Annotated in this window: 15 protein-coding genes and 1 pseudogene; 8 read left to right on the top strand and 8 right to left on the bottom strand. The window is 59.1% G+C overall.

The features are described 5' to 3' along the window. Positions 1–34: 34 nt before the first annotated feature. The 5 genes from C7T96_RS22015 to C7T96_RS22035 all read left to right on the top strand — a co-directional run bounded on the left by C7T96_RS22015 (position 35) and on the right by C7T96_RS22035 (position 3,627). Positions 35–1,048, top strand: coding sequence for a cell wall hydrolase (locus tag C7T96_RS22015; RefSeq protein WP_106573414.1), 1,014 nt, complete (start codon positions 35–37; stop codon positions 1,046–1,048). Between the two features lie 405 nt (positions 1,049–1,453). Then, complete coding sequence (locus C7T96_RS22020; RefSeq protein ID WP_106573415.1) at positions 1,454–2,107, top strand: cytochrome c oxidase assembly protein; 654 nt, start codon at positions 1,454–1,456, stop codon at positions 2,105–2,107. Next, a complete protein-coding gene (locus C7T96_RS22025; RefSeq protein ID WP_106573416.1) occupies positions 2,104–2,784 on the top strand; it encodes an SCO family protein in 681 nt (226 codons plus the stop codon). The genes C7T96_RS22020 and C7T96_RS22025 overlap by 4 nt, the downstream gene beginning before the upstream one ends. Positions 2,785–2,786: 2 nt before the next feature. Further along, positions 2,787–3,248, top strand: coding sequence for a copper chaperone PCu(A)C (locus C7T96_RS22030; protein ID WP_106573417.1), 462 nt, complete (start codon positions 2,787–2,789; stop codon positions 3,246–3,248). A 25-nt stretch (positions 3,249–3,273) separates the two neighbouring features. After that, positions 3,274–3,627, top strand: a complete 354-nt coding sequence (locus tag C7T96_RS22035; protein ID WP_106573418.1) for a copper chaperone PCu(A)C — start codon at positions 3,274–3,276, stop codon at positions 3,625–3,627. A 50-nt stretch (positions 3,628–3,677) separates the two neighbouring features. On the opposite strand, the gene C7T96_RS22040 is transcribed toward C7T96_RS22035, so the two are convergent. The 5 genes from C7T96_RS22040 to C7T96_RS22060 all read right to left on the bottom strand — a co-directional run bounded on the left by C7T96_RS22040 (position 3,678) and on the right by C7T96_RS22060 (position 7,643). Continuing rightward, positions 3,678–4,733 (bottom strand): NAD(P)/FAD-dependent oxidoreductase, encoded by a 1,056-nt coding sequence (locus C7T96_RS22040; RefSeq protein WP_106573419.1) that lies wholly within the window; start codon positions 4,731–4,733, stop codon positions 3,678–3,680. Beyond that, positions 4,730–5,290: a L,D-transpeptidase gene (locus C7T96_RS22045; RefSeq protein WP_106573420.1), complete on the bottom strand. Its 561-nt coding sequence runs from the start codon at positions 5,288–5,290 to the stop codon at positions 4,730–4,732. Before C7T96_RS22045 ends, C7T96_RS22040 begins: the two co-directional genes overlap by 4 nt. Before the next feature lie 32 nt (positions 5,291–5,322). Further along, positions 5,323–6,207 carry a peptidylprolyl isomerase gene (locus C7T96_RS22050; protein WP_245414215.1) on the bottom strand — a complete coding sequence of 295 codons (885 nt, stop codon included), beginning with the start codon at positions 6,205–6,207 and terminating at the stop codon, positions 5,323–5,325. A gap of 11 nt (positions 6,208–6,218) precedes the next feature. Beyond that, the gene (locus C7T96_RS22055; RefSeq protein ID WP_106573421.1) at positions 6,219–6,845 is read right to left on the bottom strand and encodes a DsbA family protein; all 627 of its coding nucleotides are present in this window, start codon (positions 6,843–6,845) and stop codon (positions 6,219–6,221) included. Positions 6,846–6,914: 69 nt separating this feature from the next. Beyond that, on the bottom strand, positions 6,915–7,643 hold the full coding sequence (locus C7T96_RS22060; RefSeq protein ID WP_245414216.1) for a L,D-transpeptidase: 729 nt from the start codon (positions 7,641–7,643) through the stop codon (positions 6,915–6,917). 553 nt (positions 7,644–8,196) lie between these two features. Here C7T96_RS22060 and C7T96_RS22065 point away from each other — a divergent pair. Next, positions 8,197–8,988 carry a heparan-alpha-glucosaminide N-acetyltransferase gene (locus C7T96_RS22065; RefSeq protein ID WP_245414217.1) on the top strand — a complete coding sequence of 264 codons (792 nt, stop codon included), beginning with the start codon at positions 8,197–8,199 and terminating at the stop codon, positions 8,986–8,988. 12 nt (positions 8,989–9,000) lie between these two features. Here the strand turns inward: C7T96_RS22065 and C7T96_RS22070 are convergent, their stop codons facing one another. After that, a complete protein-coding gene (locus C7T96_RS22070) occupies positions 9,001–10,008 on the bottom strand; it encodes a murein L,D-transpeptidase family protein (RefSeq protein ID WP_106573424.1) in 1,008 nt (335 codons plus the stop codon). Positions 10,009–10,459: 451 nt separating this feature from the next. Between C7T96_RS22070 and C7T96_RS22075 the strand changes: the two genes are divergently transcribed. After that, positions 10,460–10,654: a hypothetical protein gene (locus C7T96_RS22075; RefSeq protein WP_106573425.1), complete on the top strand. Its 195-nt coding sequence runs from the start codon at positions 10,460–10,462 to the stop codon at positions 10,652–10,654. A 1-nt stretch (position 10,655) separates the two neighbouring features. Here the strand turns inward: C7T96_RS22075 and C7T96_RS22080 are convergent, their stop codons facing one another. Further along, positions 10,656–11,246, bottom strand: a complete 591-nt coding sequence (locus tag C7T96_RS22080; protein ID WP_106573426.1) for a transglutaminase-like cysteine peptidase — start codon at positions 11,244–11,246, stop codon at positions 10,656–10,658. 183 nt (positions 11,247–11,429) lie between these two features. Next, the gene (locus C7T96_RS22085) at positions 11,430–11,927 is read right to left on the bottom strand and encodes a copper chaperone PCu(A)C (protein WP_106573427.1); all 498 of its coding nucleotides are present in this window, start codon (positions 11,925–11,927) and stop codon (positions 11,430–11,432) included. On the opposite strand from C7T96_RS22085, the pseudogene C7T96_RS22090 reads away from it, so the two are divergent. Further along, positions 11,915–13,122: pseudogene (locus C7T96_RS22090) on the top strand (IS3 family transposase). The gene C7T96_RS22085 and the pseudogene C7T96_RS22090 sit on opposite strands and share 13 nt — an antisense overlap. Positions 13,123–13,287 lie beyond the last annotated feature (165 nt).

Consider the following 13,287-nt stretch of genomic DNA (forward strand, 5'->3'; position numbering starts at 1 on the left):
TCCAGGCTGCTCGGGACACATTCGAAGGGGCAATATGCAGGGACGCAGCCGAAAACGACGCTTCCCCTCGGGAATCCTCACCAAATTCCTATTCGCCCTGATCTGGCTCGTCATCAGCATGGCGGGCATTGATCCCGCGGGAAATCCGCAAGGGCGCTCTCCTCATATCATGCCGAACGAAATCGCCTTGCAGAAAGAGCCGACACATGCTCGGCATGTTTCCGACGAGCCGCACGTGGTACGAGGCGATAAGCAGGACAGGGTCTCTGCTGGAGCACGTAAGCGCCAATTGGCCGAAGTTGCATTGGGCCTTCGCTTAGGATTGCGTCCCTTGGCGGTCAACGCGCAGCGTCTCGCACCGTTTGATGTGGGCGACGCGAAGCGACCTACGAAGCGAATGCTTTTTCACAACGCGGAAATGGATCGGCTTGCAGGCGTCCCGGCAAAGCTAGCCGATCTGGTGACCAATGATGGCGCGGATATCCTAGCGACGGCGTACGCGCCAACAGATCCCTTCCACGACCCTTCATCCCCCTTTGATGCTCTACTCGGAACTAAGCGGAATGGGCGGTTCGTGCCTCCCGTTGTTGAGGGGGACCACGAATGGATGAAGAACCCTTTACCGCCGAACGTCTTCACTTCTGAAGAACAAAAATGCCTGTCGACCGCCATATATTTCGAGGCCCGGGGAGAGAGCCTGAAAGGGCAGGCGGCGGTAGCCCAAGTGATCCTGAATAGAGTGCGCAACCCCACATATCCCAATGAAGTGTGCAATGTCGTCTATCAGAACGCTGGATGGTATAAACGATGCCAATTCTCGTTCGCCTGTGACGGCCTTCCCGAGCGAATCATCAACCGCCGTGCCTATCGTGCGGCCCGCGAAGTGGCGATGGCCGTGACGGGGGGAAAGATATTCCTGCAGGAAGTTGGCTCATCGACGCACTACAATGCGACCTACGTCAGTCCTGAATGGGCTGATGGGATGGAAGAGATGACGCAAATCGGTAGCCACATCTTTTACCGGACATACAACGGCGGTTGGAGCTGAGCATCGCTTATCTCGGCGATCTGGGATCTCAAAAATCACTACCGGATCACGTTCGGCAAGCTGGCCTGTAATTCTGACGTCGCCAAAATCAGCTCTTTGCCCCATAGACCAGAATTGGCGCATCTCGCCCGGCGAATTCTCGATAGCAAACATATGATGCTGCGAGAGTGCCAGCCGGACAGGGTGCGCGCGAAGGACCCATTGGCTATCGCCGAGTTTGGTACGAGCTGCAGTTATTCCTTGAACCTGAAGCCGCTAGAGGTTGTACAGTCACCTCTTCGGGCCCGTAGCGGCGAGTGGAACCGCAAATCAGCTGCGTCAATCCCGCACGCGATGCGGTGTCGCGTTGTCAGGAATGGCGAGGCACGAGATGATCCCGAACGATCGGATCGGCAAACAGAAACGATGAACAGCCTACGCCTCAAGAATATGCGCGTGCTCCTCCTCACTGGGACGGTACTTGCGGCCATGACCACTCTGGTAGCCTATTCCCCAACCCTCTATCGGATGTTCTGCGACCTGACAGGCTACGGTGGAACCGTGCAGCGCGCTGTTGCGAAGCAGCCGACTGCGGCAATCAGGGATAAAACGGTCACAGTTCGTTTCGACGCCAATGTTGCGCCAGGTCTGCCCTGGGAGTTTCGACCGGAGCAGCGAAGCGTCGAAACTCGCTTTGGGGAGCCGACAAAGGTCTACTACTACGCCGAGAACAAGTCCGACGAAACGATCGTCGCGCGTGCGACGTTCAATGTCACCCCGTACCCAACGGCGCCGTACTTCTTCAAGATTGAGTGCTTCTGCTTCACGGAGGAGAAACTCGGGCCGGGCGAGAGCGCGAGGATGCCGCTTGTCCTCTACCTCGACGAGCAGATGCTGAAGGACGAGAACGCGAAAATGTTCCGTGAGGTCACGCTCTCCTACACCTTCTTCAGGCAAAAGGATTTGTCGAGCGAGGAAATCGACGCGGCTCGCGATCTGAAGGCTGGCTCGGAAGCAACCGATGCAAGGCTGGATGGCGCCAGGTCGGTGGAATTCGAGAACGACGCGCCAAGACGATGAACAGCAGGGGTTTGAGAGTCCTCTCGGGTTTTCTGGCCGCGGTCGCTTTGGTGCTGGCGGTTGCCCTCGGTGCCGCATACGTCATGCGCGGCACGTCGCAGGGTTTGATGGCTAACCAGCCGAAACAGGAAACCTTTGCCGAGCCGGGTTCTGTCCCCATAGGCGGAAAGTTTTCGCTCGTCGATCACACGGGTGAGACCGTCACCAACGACGACTTCGCTGGAAAGCTGCGGCTTGTCTTCTTTGGCTTCACGAACTGTCCCGACATATGTCCGACGACGCTGGCCGAAATCGCCCGCACGATCGAACTGTTGAAGAACGATGCCGATGCCGTGACATATCTTTTCGTAAGCCTCGATCCGGAGCGCGACACGCCGGCGGTCATGGCTGAGTATGTAAAGGCATTCGATGAACGGATTACCGGACTGACCGGGACGATTGATCAGGTCGACGCCATGGCGGAGACGTACCGGGTGGCGTACGAGAAGGTCGGTATGGAGGGCGAAGCCTATCAGGGCAGCGGCGAATACCTGGTGAGCCATCAAGGCAATACATATCTGATGTCGAAATCGGGCGAGTATCTCACCCATTTCAGCTACGGCACCGCTCCGGAGGAGATGGCCGAGACGATCCGCGAGGCCATTGCCAGATTCGGCGGTGTGGGTGGGGAGACCTGACTGTGCGCACGTATCCTATCGGGTTGATGAGCTTGTTTGTGCTCGTGTTTGTGATTCCGGCCTGGGGGCAGGATGGAGCCACCATCTCCGTCCAGCAGCCGTGGGCGCGCGCCTCCATCCTGGCCTCGCGACCTGCCGCTGCCTACGTGACCATCCTGAACAAGGATGATCGCCCCGCCACTCTCGTTGCGCTGGAGACTCCCGTGGCAGGCCGCGCGGAGGTTCACCGCACGGTCAAGCAAGGCGATGTCATGAAGATGGTGCCGGCCGGACCAATCGAGGTGCCCGCCGGTGGGAGCGTTCGAATGGAGCCGGGCGGGTATCATGTCATGCTCATGGATCTGGAGCGGCCGATTGAGAAGGGAGAGACATTCACGCTTACGCTGCGTTTTGCGAATGCATCTCCGATCACGGTTTCTGTGCCGGTTTTCGGGCCAGGCGCCAGAGGACCGGAGGACGATTAGATGACGGCGATGGAGTNTAGACGATATCGCGGTCGGTCATGTCTGGGCATCCCCATCCGAGGAGGGTGCCGGGGGTATCGCGGTGTACGGCCCAGTCCTCAATCGTGGCGGCAAGAGCGCGCGGCTCGTCGGGGCCTCGAGCCCACTGGCTGAGGATGTTGGCTTTCGCATTTCAAAGGACGGTGAAATAAACTGGCTCGAATTCATCGAATTGCGTCCAAACAAGCCCGTGTCACTTGCCGCGTGGCGAGAACACATCTGGTTGTCCGGAATCCGCGACTCCATCGAGCAAGGCGACAGCTTCGAGTTGATCCTGGATTTCGGGGATGCCGGTAAGCTGCCGGTCAAAGTTATCATTGAAGAAGAGGGTGGACATTAAATTAGTGAGAGCTGTTCACGCATAACCGCGGTCCGCCGGAAATCTGGCGACTATATCCGTTCGGAAATCAGTTTCACGATGGCGCCAGCACCGGGACCGGCGCCCATGATGAGGGCCGAAGCGCGATTTTGCTGCCATGGTCTGCCCACGAAGAACAAGTTCGGAACTGGCGACACGCCGTTCGTGTGGGCGAAGGAGCCGTCCGGGTTCTTGGCGGCCGGAATCTGCACCCAGTCGCTATCGTCGCGGTAGCCTACCGCCCAGATGACGGAGCCAATTTCAGCCTCGCCTGCGTCAGAAAATCTCGCGCTCGTTCCCGCAGCTTCCGTGAGACGGGGCATCAGTCGAACGCCCTTGCGAGCGAGGCTGTCGATGTTGCGCTCGCGATCGGGAAACGGATCGGTCCGGCGCATCAGCCGCCCGACAGCCGAGTCCGCTGGCGCACGCATGAGGCCGGACCAATGGAGCCACCACCAGATGCTCTTTCCCAGAAAGCGCTCCGGGAACAGTTTGCGCGGCTTCCCTGCCGCAAGCAAGGTTGGGCGTTTGGAGGCAAGCTCGGCGGCAATGTCACGCCCGCTTGCGCCGTCACCAACGATCAGGACCACCCCGTCGGGCACCGAGGACGGATCGCGATAGGTCTCGACAGTCAACTGCGTCACCGCACTCCCGAAGCCTGCGGCGATCTTGGGAATCACCGGGATCTGAAATCCGCCCGTCGCGATGACGACATGCGTAGCCGCCAAGTCCTCACCGCTCTCCAATGTGGCCTTGAACTCTCCATCACGCGACCGCTGCAGCCTGACGACGCGTGAATTCAGCCGCAACGGCAGATTGAACAGACCCGCATACGCTTCAAGGTAGTCGGCGAACTCGTCGCGGGTCGGATAGAGTTCGCGGTTGCCTGGAATAGTCGCTCCCGGCAGCTCGCTGAACTGCCGCGGCGTGAACAGCGTCAGCGACGCATATCTCCTGCGCCAGCTGTCTCCGACGCGGTCGTTGCCGTCGACGATAACGAACGGAATGCCTGCCCTGCGCAAGTGGTAGCCAGCAGCGAGCCCCGCCTGACCGGCACCTACAACCAGCACGAAAGGAGGCTTTGTCAATCGACAACAACCTTTGCTCCAACCGGGACGCGCTCGAACAGGTCTTCGACATGTTCGTTCAGCATTCGGAAACACCCGTTTGACACGGCTTTACCGATCGACGACGGTTCGGTCGTGCCATGGATGCGGTACAAAGTGTCCTGGCCGTCGCGATAGAGGTACAGTGCACGTGAGCCGAGCGGATTGTTCGGGCCGCCCGGTACACCATCCGCAAATCGCGCATATTTTCCGGGATTGCGTCTGATCATGTTGTCGGTCGGACGCCAACTGGGCCACTTCGCCTTGCGGCCGATCTCGGCAGTGCCGGAAAAGGCGAGACCCGCCCGGCCGACCCCTATCCCGTAGCGTCGAGCGATATTCTTCGACTCGATCAGATAGAGGAAGCGGTTCGCCGTATCGACCACGATCGTACCGACAGGATATTCCCGTGTGAAATCGACCTGTTGTGGCAGGAATTGCGGGTCAAGCGCAGGCCCTGTTTCCGGATGCGCTGCCGCGCCCTGCACGGCGGCGAACAGCGCGAAAGAGGTGAGCAGGAATTGCCTTCGATTGAGCATGATGTCCCCCTGGAACCGCCAATGAAATGTGGTTAGTGGTCGTGACCGTCGTCCGCGGCTGGCGGCGTCACGTCTGGCACCAGCTTTTCGACTTCGGCTTCTGCCCGAAGCTCCCCGATGATGCGCTGCTGCTCCGCCGCCTGAAGCGATTGACGAATCTGAGGTGCGACGGTTTCGAACTCCGGCGCCGGCTGCTGCCGCCTCTCTTCCACCTTCAGCACATGGTAGCCGAAGGAACTGCGGACCGGCTCGGCGGTGTATTCATCGACCTGCAGTTTCGCGGCGGCGGCGTCGATCTCCGGAAGCGACTGGCCGGCCGCGACGAAACCCAGATCACCCCCTTTCGGCTTCGAGACCGTGTCCCCGGATCTTGCGCGCGCGAGAACGGCGAAGTCCTCGCCGGTGTTCAGCGCCTCGATGACCGCGGCCGCAGCCTCTTTGGTATCCAGCAGGATGTGCCGAATCCGCGTTTCCTCAACGCGGGGCATGCGCGCGACTTGCGCCTCGTAGGCGGTCCTCACCGCCTCTTCCGTTACAGACGCGAAGATCTGATCGCTGATGAAAACGGAACGTAGCGTTTGCTGTTCGAGGAACGCCATTCTGCGCTTGAAGGATTCGTCCCCGGCAATTCCCTTTTCTCGCGCTTCGTTTGCGACGATGCGCAGGTCTATCAGCGCGTCGACGAGAACCGAGCGCTTCGCATCTTCCGGCATGGAGCCCAGTTGCTGCGCGTACATCTCTTCGGCAACCGCCAGTTCCGACGCTGTGATGTCCTGGCCGTCGACACGCGCGACAATCTCCTCCTGCTGAGCAAGGACGGAGGGACTGGCCGTCATGGCTGCAGCGAATGCGATTGTTGCAGCAATGATGCCGCGCCATGCGGAGCCGAATCCGGAAATGATCGTCGTCTCGTGCATTTGTCCGCTCCTTATTCGGCAACCAAGAGAGGGTCGATGATTTCACTAAATCGCTCGAGGCTGAGCACGCCTTTGTACATTTCGCCGTTGACGAAGAAGGTTGGCGTCGAGTCGACGCCGTACGACTTCCCCGTGTCAGCGATAGCCGTGATCTTGTCCAGCAGGTCTTGATCCTGGAGACAGGCTTCAACCTGCTCACCCTCCATGCCCGTCATGCCCATGATCGACTTCAGAGCCGAGGTCGCGTCGGAAACCCGGGCCCAACGGTCCTGCGAGCGATAGAGCAGGTCGAGCGTCGGGTACCATTTGTCCTCGCCGGCGCACCGTGCCAGCATGAAACCGGCCGAGGCGCGCGGGTCGAACGGGAATTCACGTATGATGAAACGGACCTTGCCTGTATCGACGTACTTGGCCTTGAAATCGGGCCAGACCGTCATATGGAAATTGCGGCAATGACCGCAGGTCAGCGACGCGTATTCAATGACGGTCACGGGTGCGTCCGCATCTCCGAAACTTTTCTCTGGAAGCGGACCGGGTGCCAGCAACTGCTGTTGCGTGGACTGAGCGAATAGCGGAAGCGGACATATGCCGGCGACGGCAAATATGGACACTCCTGCAAGAAAATGACGGCGTTTCATGGCTTCTCCAATAACTGCTCAGCGGACGGTGGGACCTCTAGCTGCTAGAGGTGCAAGACCGTTTTTCGTCTAGACGCTCGTGAGGGCACCGCTGCGCACGATAATCGGGGACGGGGTTGAGACACGCTTGTAGAGGTCTATGATGTCCTGGTTCATCAGTCGCACGCAGCCACTCGACACCGCTTTCCCGATCGTCCAGTATTCGGGCGTGCCGTGGAGGCGGTAGAGCGTGTCTTCACCGTCCTGGAAAATATAGAGCGCGCGCGCGCCGAGCGGGTTGTTGAGCCCCGGCGCCATTCCGCCGTTCTCCGCGCTGTACTTCTCCAGTTCAGGCTCACGCGCGATCATTTCAGCGGGCGGCGTCCAAGTTGGCCATTCCTGCTTCCATTGGATCACGCCGCGACCCGACCATTCGAACCCGGCACGACCCAGGCCAACGCCATAGCGCATGGCCTTGCCTCGGGGCTGGATCAGGTAAAGATAGAAGCGTCGCGTATCGACAACGATGGTACCCGGACGTTCGCCCGTGGGGTCATCGACGAGCTGGCGGTAAAACCGCCTGTTGACCTTCGAAATATCGACCGCGGGTATCGGAAACCTCTCGTCCGGCATTGCCGCATACATTGAAACATAGGACCGGTCCGGCTGTGGCTCCGGCTCAGCCGTTTTCTCGCCGTTCGTTGTCGTACAGCCTGAAACGACGAATGCACCTGCGGTACTTGTCATACCGGCAAGGAAGGCGCGTCGCTTCGGGTCAAAGTGGATGTCTTTGCTGCTTTTCACGATTTTTTTGCTCACGATGCACTGCGGCTTGCCGCAAGCGGGAACTGTTATCCCGGATGATGACCAGCCTGCGGCGCTCCGGAGGGCCGCGAGACGGGACGCTCGTTGTGATTTGGGCAAGTAAGCCTCGCCCGCCGTTATCGCGTTTATTGCGGCGGCGGAAGGGAAACCTCGAAGGTAACGGGCGCGGCAGAGGGTGATCCGGTGTGAGCGCGCAGGCTGCTGACCGCGCGAGATGGGGGCTCAAGAGCTTGTACCAACCACACACAATGATCCGGACATGTCGAAAGCCGCGGGAGATCTGCATCCGGCGCAACATTCTTTTGCTGCTGCCAAATTCCGGAGTTGCCTGCTGTGCCGCAATTTTCGGAGACAAGCGGCGCTTTCCGGCTAGCCTCGCCAGTTTCGACAGTTGACCCCGCGGCAACGACCGGTGCGGTCGCCGCGTGAATGAGTACGAACAGAACGAACAGGATAGTGGACAGTACCCGGAGCATGTCTCCAATTAGAGCAACGGGATAATTAAGAAAAGCCAAATCAATGTGAGATTTGGTGGCCGAGCCGGAATATGGGGTTGAACCTCCAGCGGGATGAGCTTTTACACGAACCTGAAATGCAAACAGGAGATCGCTCCTTGGCAGGGACGCAACGCCTCATTGCTGTCGACATCGTTCGTGGCCTCGCGATTGCGGGCGTGGTCCTGTTCCATCTCGTCTGGGATTTTGAGTTCACCGGCATCATCTCAGGTGTCGCGCAGCATCCCGCTTGGCTGATGTTCGGTCGCAGTCTGGCCGGCACCTTCATGATCCTCGTCGGCGTCAGCCTCGTTCTTGCACATCGAACGCAAATCAGATGGTCGCCATTCATGCGGCGTCTGAGTATCATCGCCCTCGCAGCGGCGGCTGTCACAGTGATGACATATCTGGTTTTCCCGGCCAATTTCGTCTATTTCGGCATCCTTCATGCAATCGCAACGGCGACGCTGATAGGGGCCTTGTTCATTCGCGCTCCCGCGTCACTATGTTTGGCGGCCGGGATTGCAATTTTTGCGCTTCCGTTTTTCTACGAGTCGACAGCTTTCGACACCAGATTGCTGGCCTGGATCGGCTTTTTTACGCAGCCCCCGCCGAGCAATGATTTCGTGCCGATATTTCCCTGGGTCGGTCTCACGCTTTTTGGCATGGCAGCGACGAAATGGCTGCTGACCACTGATCTGGAAGGACATCTGTCAAGCGCGGCGCCGCAGGGTCAGACCGCACGGTTCCTTGCGTGGTGCGGGCGCAGAAGCCTCGTGATCTACCTCGTGCACCAGCCCGTTCTTCTGGCTGTCATCGTACCGGTTTCCCGGCTATTGATTTGACCCGGCGAATGTCTATTCGTTCGGGGTGTGAGGATCGGCAAGAGCGGCATCGGGACGGCTGATCGGCACCGCGTCCACGGAAACCCGTTCGGCAAGCGCCTTGTCGCCAAGGCGCTCCAGCAGCTCACGGAATTTCGGGTGCATTCCCCCGTCCGAATAGGCGTGCGCCCGCACAGCCGAGCCTTCCTCGACTATCCTGTTCATTTCCCGCAGATCCGATTGCGAGCGCGCCGCGACGACGGAATTTGGAATGGAGATGGCCGGAGGACATGCGGCGAGGGGATCCCTCGGCTCGCCGCCTTCAAACTCGGTGTTGAATGCGTAGCGGCCTGCGCAGTGGGAGACGCGAGGCTGCTGGCGTGTAACTTCGAAAATATCGTAACCCTTCTTCAGGTTCATCCAGTACTCGAAACTCGGATGGTTTCGGTTCTTCGCCATGTTTTCAGGTGTCATGCGGAATGGAAAAGCCTGAACCTGGAATGCCGTCTGGCCGCCCTTCAGCGCTTCGCGCGCCACCGCGTAGATCTCGGCCACACCCTCATCCGTCATTGCGAAGCAGCCGGACGAGGAGCATGCGCCGTGTACCATCAACGCTTCCCCGGTATGGCCGAGTGCGGATTCGAGCCTGTTCGGATATCCGAGATTGAAGGAAAGGTAGTATTGCGAGTTCGGGTTAAGCATGCCCGCGCTGACATGATAGAAGCCTTCGGGTGCCTGACGGTCGCCTTCGCGCGTCTTCGGCCCAAGCTTTCCCGACCAACGGCACATTGGATAGGTCTTGAGAAGCGCGAACTTGCCGCTTTTGTCGCGCTTCCAAATCTCCAGCTCGCTCTCTTGCTTGAAGATCCGAATCAGAATCGGTGCTGACCGCGACATTGATTTGCGATTCATTTCCGCGATAAGCGTCGCCGGGACCGGCTGAACTGACCTCCCGTCCACGTCGAGCACCGTTGAAACGCACGCAGACGTGGCTAGGCCCATGACCGAAACCAGCGCGAATGCAATGATCAATCGAACCATAATTTAGAATGTGATCCCCGGAGGTGCATTCGGCGTTGGTGAAGAGACCAGAGACTCGCCAATGACGATTAATGGCGCGTTTACGTGACTCATCCAAGCGGCGGCAAACCGCCGCAGCACCGTGAACCGACTACCCTCTTCACCGCCGCATCCGATCTCCTTAACACAGGTCGCACAAAGGGAGATACATCACAGTGACTGAAGCACCCGAACGTCTCACTATCCGCGAGAGTGCTGCCCTGGCAAGCAGTCGCCGGTCCCGTAACGTCGTGGTTATGCTGGCGTTGGTTGCATTCGTGGCAGCCGCTTTCGGGCTTAGTTTTTGGCACATGGAAGCGGAGCTTAGCACGAGCATGTAGGGACGCCGGACGCGATCACCGACCAGTGAATGGCGCGGGAGCGCGATGGACCTTAGTTGTTGACGGCGTGAACCCAAATCGTCGGAGCGACCATGCTCGCACGCATCGCCACCTTTCTGGTTGCCGGCGTGGCCCTCTACCCTGTCCTGGCGACCATATTCTGGCTCTACTGCCTACTCGGCGGACACAACATCATGGAAATGGTTTATGGAAACGCCGCAGCCTTTGTGCTTTCCGTAGCTGCGGCGTTCGAATTCGCGTGGCTCAGACCGATCGGATCGGACTGAGTCAGTTGGAGGCGAGACTGACCCACCTGTTTGGATCGTCTGGCGACTGCCGCTTGAGATAGTACAGCTCTGCTTCCTTCCACAGAAGTACACGCGGCTCGACGTTGTCGAGGACGAAGTCGCCGTGATCGGTCACCACTGTCAGGACTGCGTGGCCGCCGCCGTCGGCATCCCGGCCCACCGTCATCAGCAGCGCCCCCAGCGGAACGCCTTTCTCGTTCAGGATCTTCCGTTTCTCCAACGCGAAATCTTCACAGTCGCCGACCTGGTCCGGATAGTCCCAGCGCTCCTCGACGCCGAAAATCTCCCTGTCCGTCAGAGGCTCCACGGTGGTGTTTACCTCGTTATTCACCTCGATGATTGTTTTCCAGAGTTCCCGTGTCAGCTCGACACTGGCTTTCTCCGGCGGACGGTTGCAGCGCTCACCATAGCGCTGGCAGTATTCGTAGTAACCGATCGGAATTGACGTGTTGCCGAAGGTTTCCATGTTCTTCGCCAGCGCCGACTGCGACGGATTGAGATGCAGTGCGTTGGCTCCAGCCGAAGCGCACGAGATTGCGAGCGCAATCGCGCCCAGAACAAGTCGATGCATTGTGACACTCTCCCCAAGTTTGCGGGAGAGACGTTAGCTGCTGGAGCTAAAAATCACGCGAAAACAATAAGTTAGAGTTTATGCAAATTAGAATCAAAGTCCGACGGCTATCTAAACCCGTCGTTAACCACGATGAGGCGTCCTCGAATTCCGTCTATTTGGACTGGCGGCACTGCCCGCACGTCAAAGCGTGACATCCCCGTCGCCATGGTGATGATCTGTCACGGACGTGCCGACAGCCAGCAGTGTGGCGGTTGCCGCAATACGTTTTCCGCTATCGAATACCAGCGTCAATTCGACAGCATCTCCGGACGAGAGCGTTTCTTTCGGCTGGGTGAGCAATAGATGCACGCCGCCGGGCCGCATCAAAAGCTCCGCGTTACCGGGAATGGGTAATATACCTTCCACCCGGCGCTTTCTCGCGATACCGCCGTCTTGCTCCATCTTGTAGATGGTGACAGACTCGAATGCAGGGCTTTCGACAGACACGAGGTTTGCCTGCGAACGCTTCCCGTTCCAGACGGCCAAATAGCCCGTTGCACTCGCCCGTCCGATAGTTGGCAAAACGATCTCAGCGTGTTCGACCGAGAGCTCGTCGGATGCAGTGACCTGAGCCCCTGAATCTCCTCCAGATTTTGGTAGAGTCCGTCGATCACGGAGACGGACGAATGAAGCGTTCACGGTTCACGGAAGAGCAGATCATAGCGATCCTGAAGGAGCAGGAATCGGGGGTGAAGACCGCCGATGTTTGCCGCAAGCACGGCATCTCGGAAGCGACCTTCTACAAATACAAAGCCAAGTTCGGCGGCATGGAGGTGTCGGACGCCCGGCGGCTGAAGGCTCTGGAAGACGAGAATGCCAAGCTGAAGCGGTTGCTGGCCGAAGCGATGCTCGACAACGCTATGCTGAAGGATGTCGCCACAAAAAAATGGTGACGCCCGATGCCAGGCGGGATGCGGTGGCTCACCTGTGCGCAGTGCACGGTGTGAGCCAGCGTCGGGCGTGTGATGTGCTCGCGGTCGACCGGTCGAGCGTGCGTTATCGCAGCGTGCGTCCGGACGATGCGGCGGTGAGAGCTGCAATGAAGCAGGTCGCCGCGGAGCGCCGGCGCTTCGGCTATCGGCGCATTCACGTGATGCTGCAACGACAGGGGATCGCGATGAACCTGAAGAAGCTCAGACGCCTTTACCAGGAAGAGAAGCTGCAGGTCCGTAAGCGCAGCGGTCGCAAGCGGGCCCTGGGAACGCGCCGCCCCATGCTTGTGCCGGAACAGGCGAATGAACGCTGGAGCCTGGACTTTCTCAGCGACGACTTCACCCGCGAATGCCTGACGCTGATTGCAGACACCTCGCTTTCCGGCCGGCGCGTGGTTCGCGAACTCGATCCGGTCATCGCCCGTCGCGGCCGGCCGAACACGATCGTCAGCGACAACGGCACCGAGCTGACCAGTATGGCCATACTCAAATGGTGCCAGCAGACCGGCATCGAATGGCACTACATCGCCCCGGGCAAGCCCACGCAAAATGCCTTTGTCGAGAGCTTCAACGGCCGCTTTCGCGATGAACTGCTGAACGAGACGCTGTTCTCGTCACTTGCCGAAGCCCGGACCGCCATCGCCAACTGGAGGGAGGATTACAACAACCACAGACCACACTCAGCTCTCGGCAACGTCCCGCCGGCCGAGTTCGCCACGAAAATCAGGCTGGAAATGCAGGCCGCATAAGGCCAGAAATGAAACCCAGGACTCTCCAAACAACTGGAGGGACGTCAGGGCTCAGGTCAGCAGCCTTATGCGATGGAGCTCCTTCGGTCGCGTGCGCCGCCGCGATCTGTATCAGGAGCCCAAGGACGAGTGTTGGCAACAGACGTATCATGACAGCCCTCCCTCTGCGTGATTGGGGTAATGATGTGACCTCAAGCTGCTAGAGGGTCAAGGTTCATCACGAACTCTGCGGCTTGATAAGCGCGTCATCTGTTGCGGCAAATGTTCCCATTGCTGGATGCCTGCAATACCTCTAGACTCTATAGAAATCATGGAACT

This window comes from Nitratireductor sp. StC3 (assembly GCF_003015025.1).
Taxonomy (GTDB): domain Bacteria; phylum Pseudomonadota; class Alphaproteobacteria; order Rhizobiales; family Rhizobiaceae; genus Mangrovimarina; species Mangrovimarina alexandrii.

Coding starts and splice junctions, on each gene's coding strand:
- C7T96_RS22015 (WP_106573414.1), top strand. CDS start 35: ATGCAGGGACGCAGCCGAAAACGACGCTTCCCCTCGGGAATCCTCACC.
- C7T96_RS22020 (WP_106573415.1), top strand. CDS start 1,454: ATGAACAGCCTACGCCTCAAGAATATGCGCGTGCTCCTCCTCACTGGG.
- C7T96_RS22025 (WP_106573416.1), top strand. CDS start 2,104: ATGAACAGCAGGGGTTTGAGAGTCCTCTCGGGTTTTCTGGCCGCGGTC.
- C7T96_RS22045 (WP_106573420.1), bottom strand. CDS start 5,290: ATGCTCAATCGAAGGCAATTCCTGCTCACCTCTTTCGCGCTGTTCGCC.
- C7T96_RS22050 (WP_245414215.1), bottom strand. CDS start 6,207: ATGCACGAGACGACGATCATTTCCGGATTCGGCTCCGCATGGCGCGGC.
- C7T96_RS22055 (WP_106573421.1), bottom strand. CDS start 6,845: ATGAAACGCCGTCATTTTCTTGCAGGAGTGTCCATATTTGCCGTCGCC.
- C7T96_RS22065 (WP_245414217.1), top strand. CDS start 8,197: ATGGGGTTGAACCTCCAGCGGGATGAGCTTTTACACGAACCTGAAATG.
- C7T96_RS22070 (WP_106573424.1), bottom strand. CDS start 10,008: ATGGTTCGATTGATCATTGCATTCGCGCTGGTTTCGGTCATGGGCCTA.
- C7T96_RS22075 (WP_106573425.1), top strand. CDS start 10,460: ATGCTCGCACGCATCGCCACCTTTCTGGTTGCCGGCGTGGCCCTCTAC.
- C7T96_RS22080 (WP_106573426.1), bottom strand. CDS start 11,246: ATGCATCGACTTGTTCTGGGCGCGATTGCGCTCGCAATCTCGTGCGCT.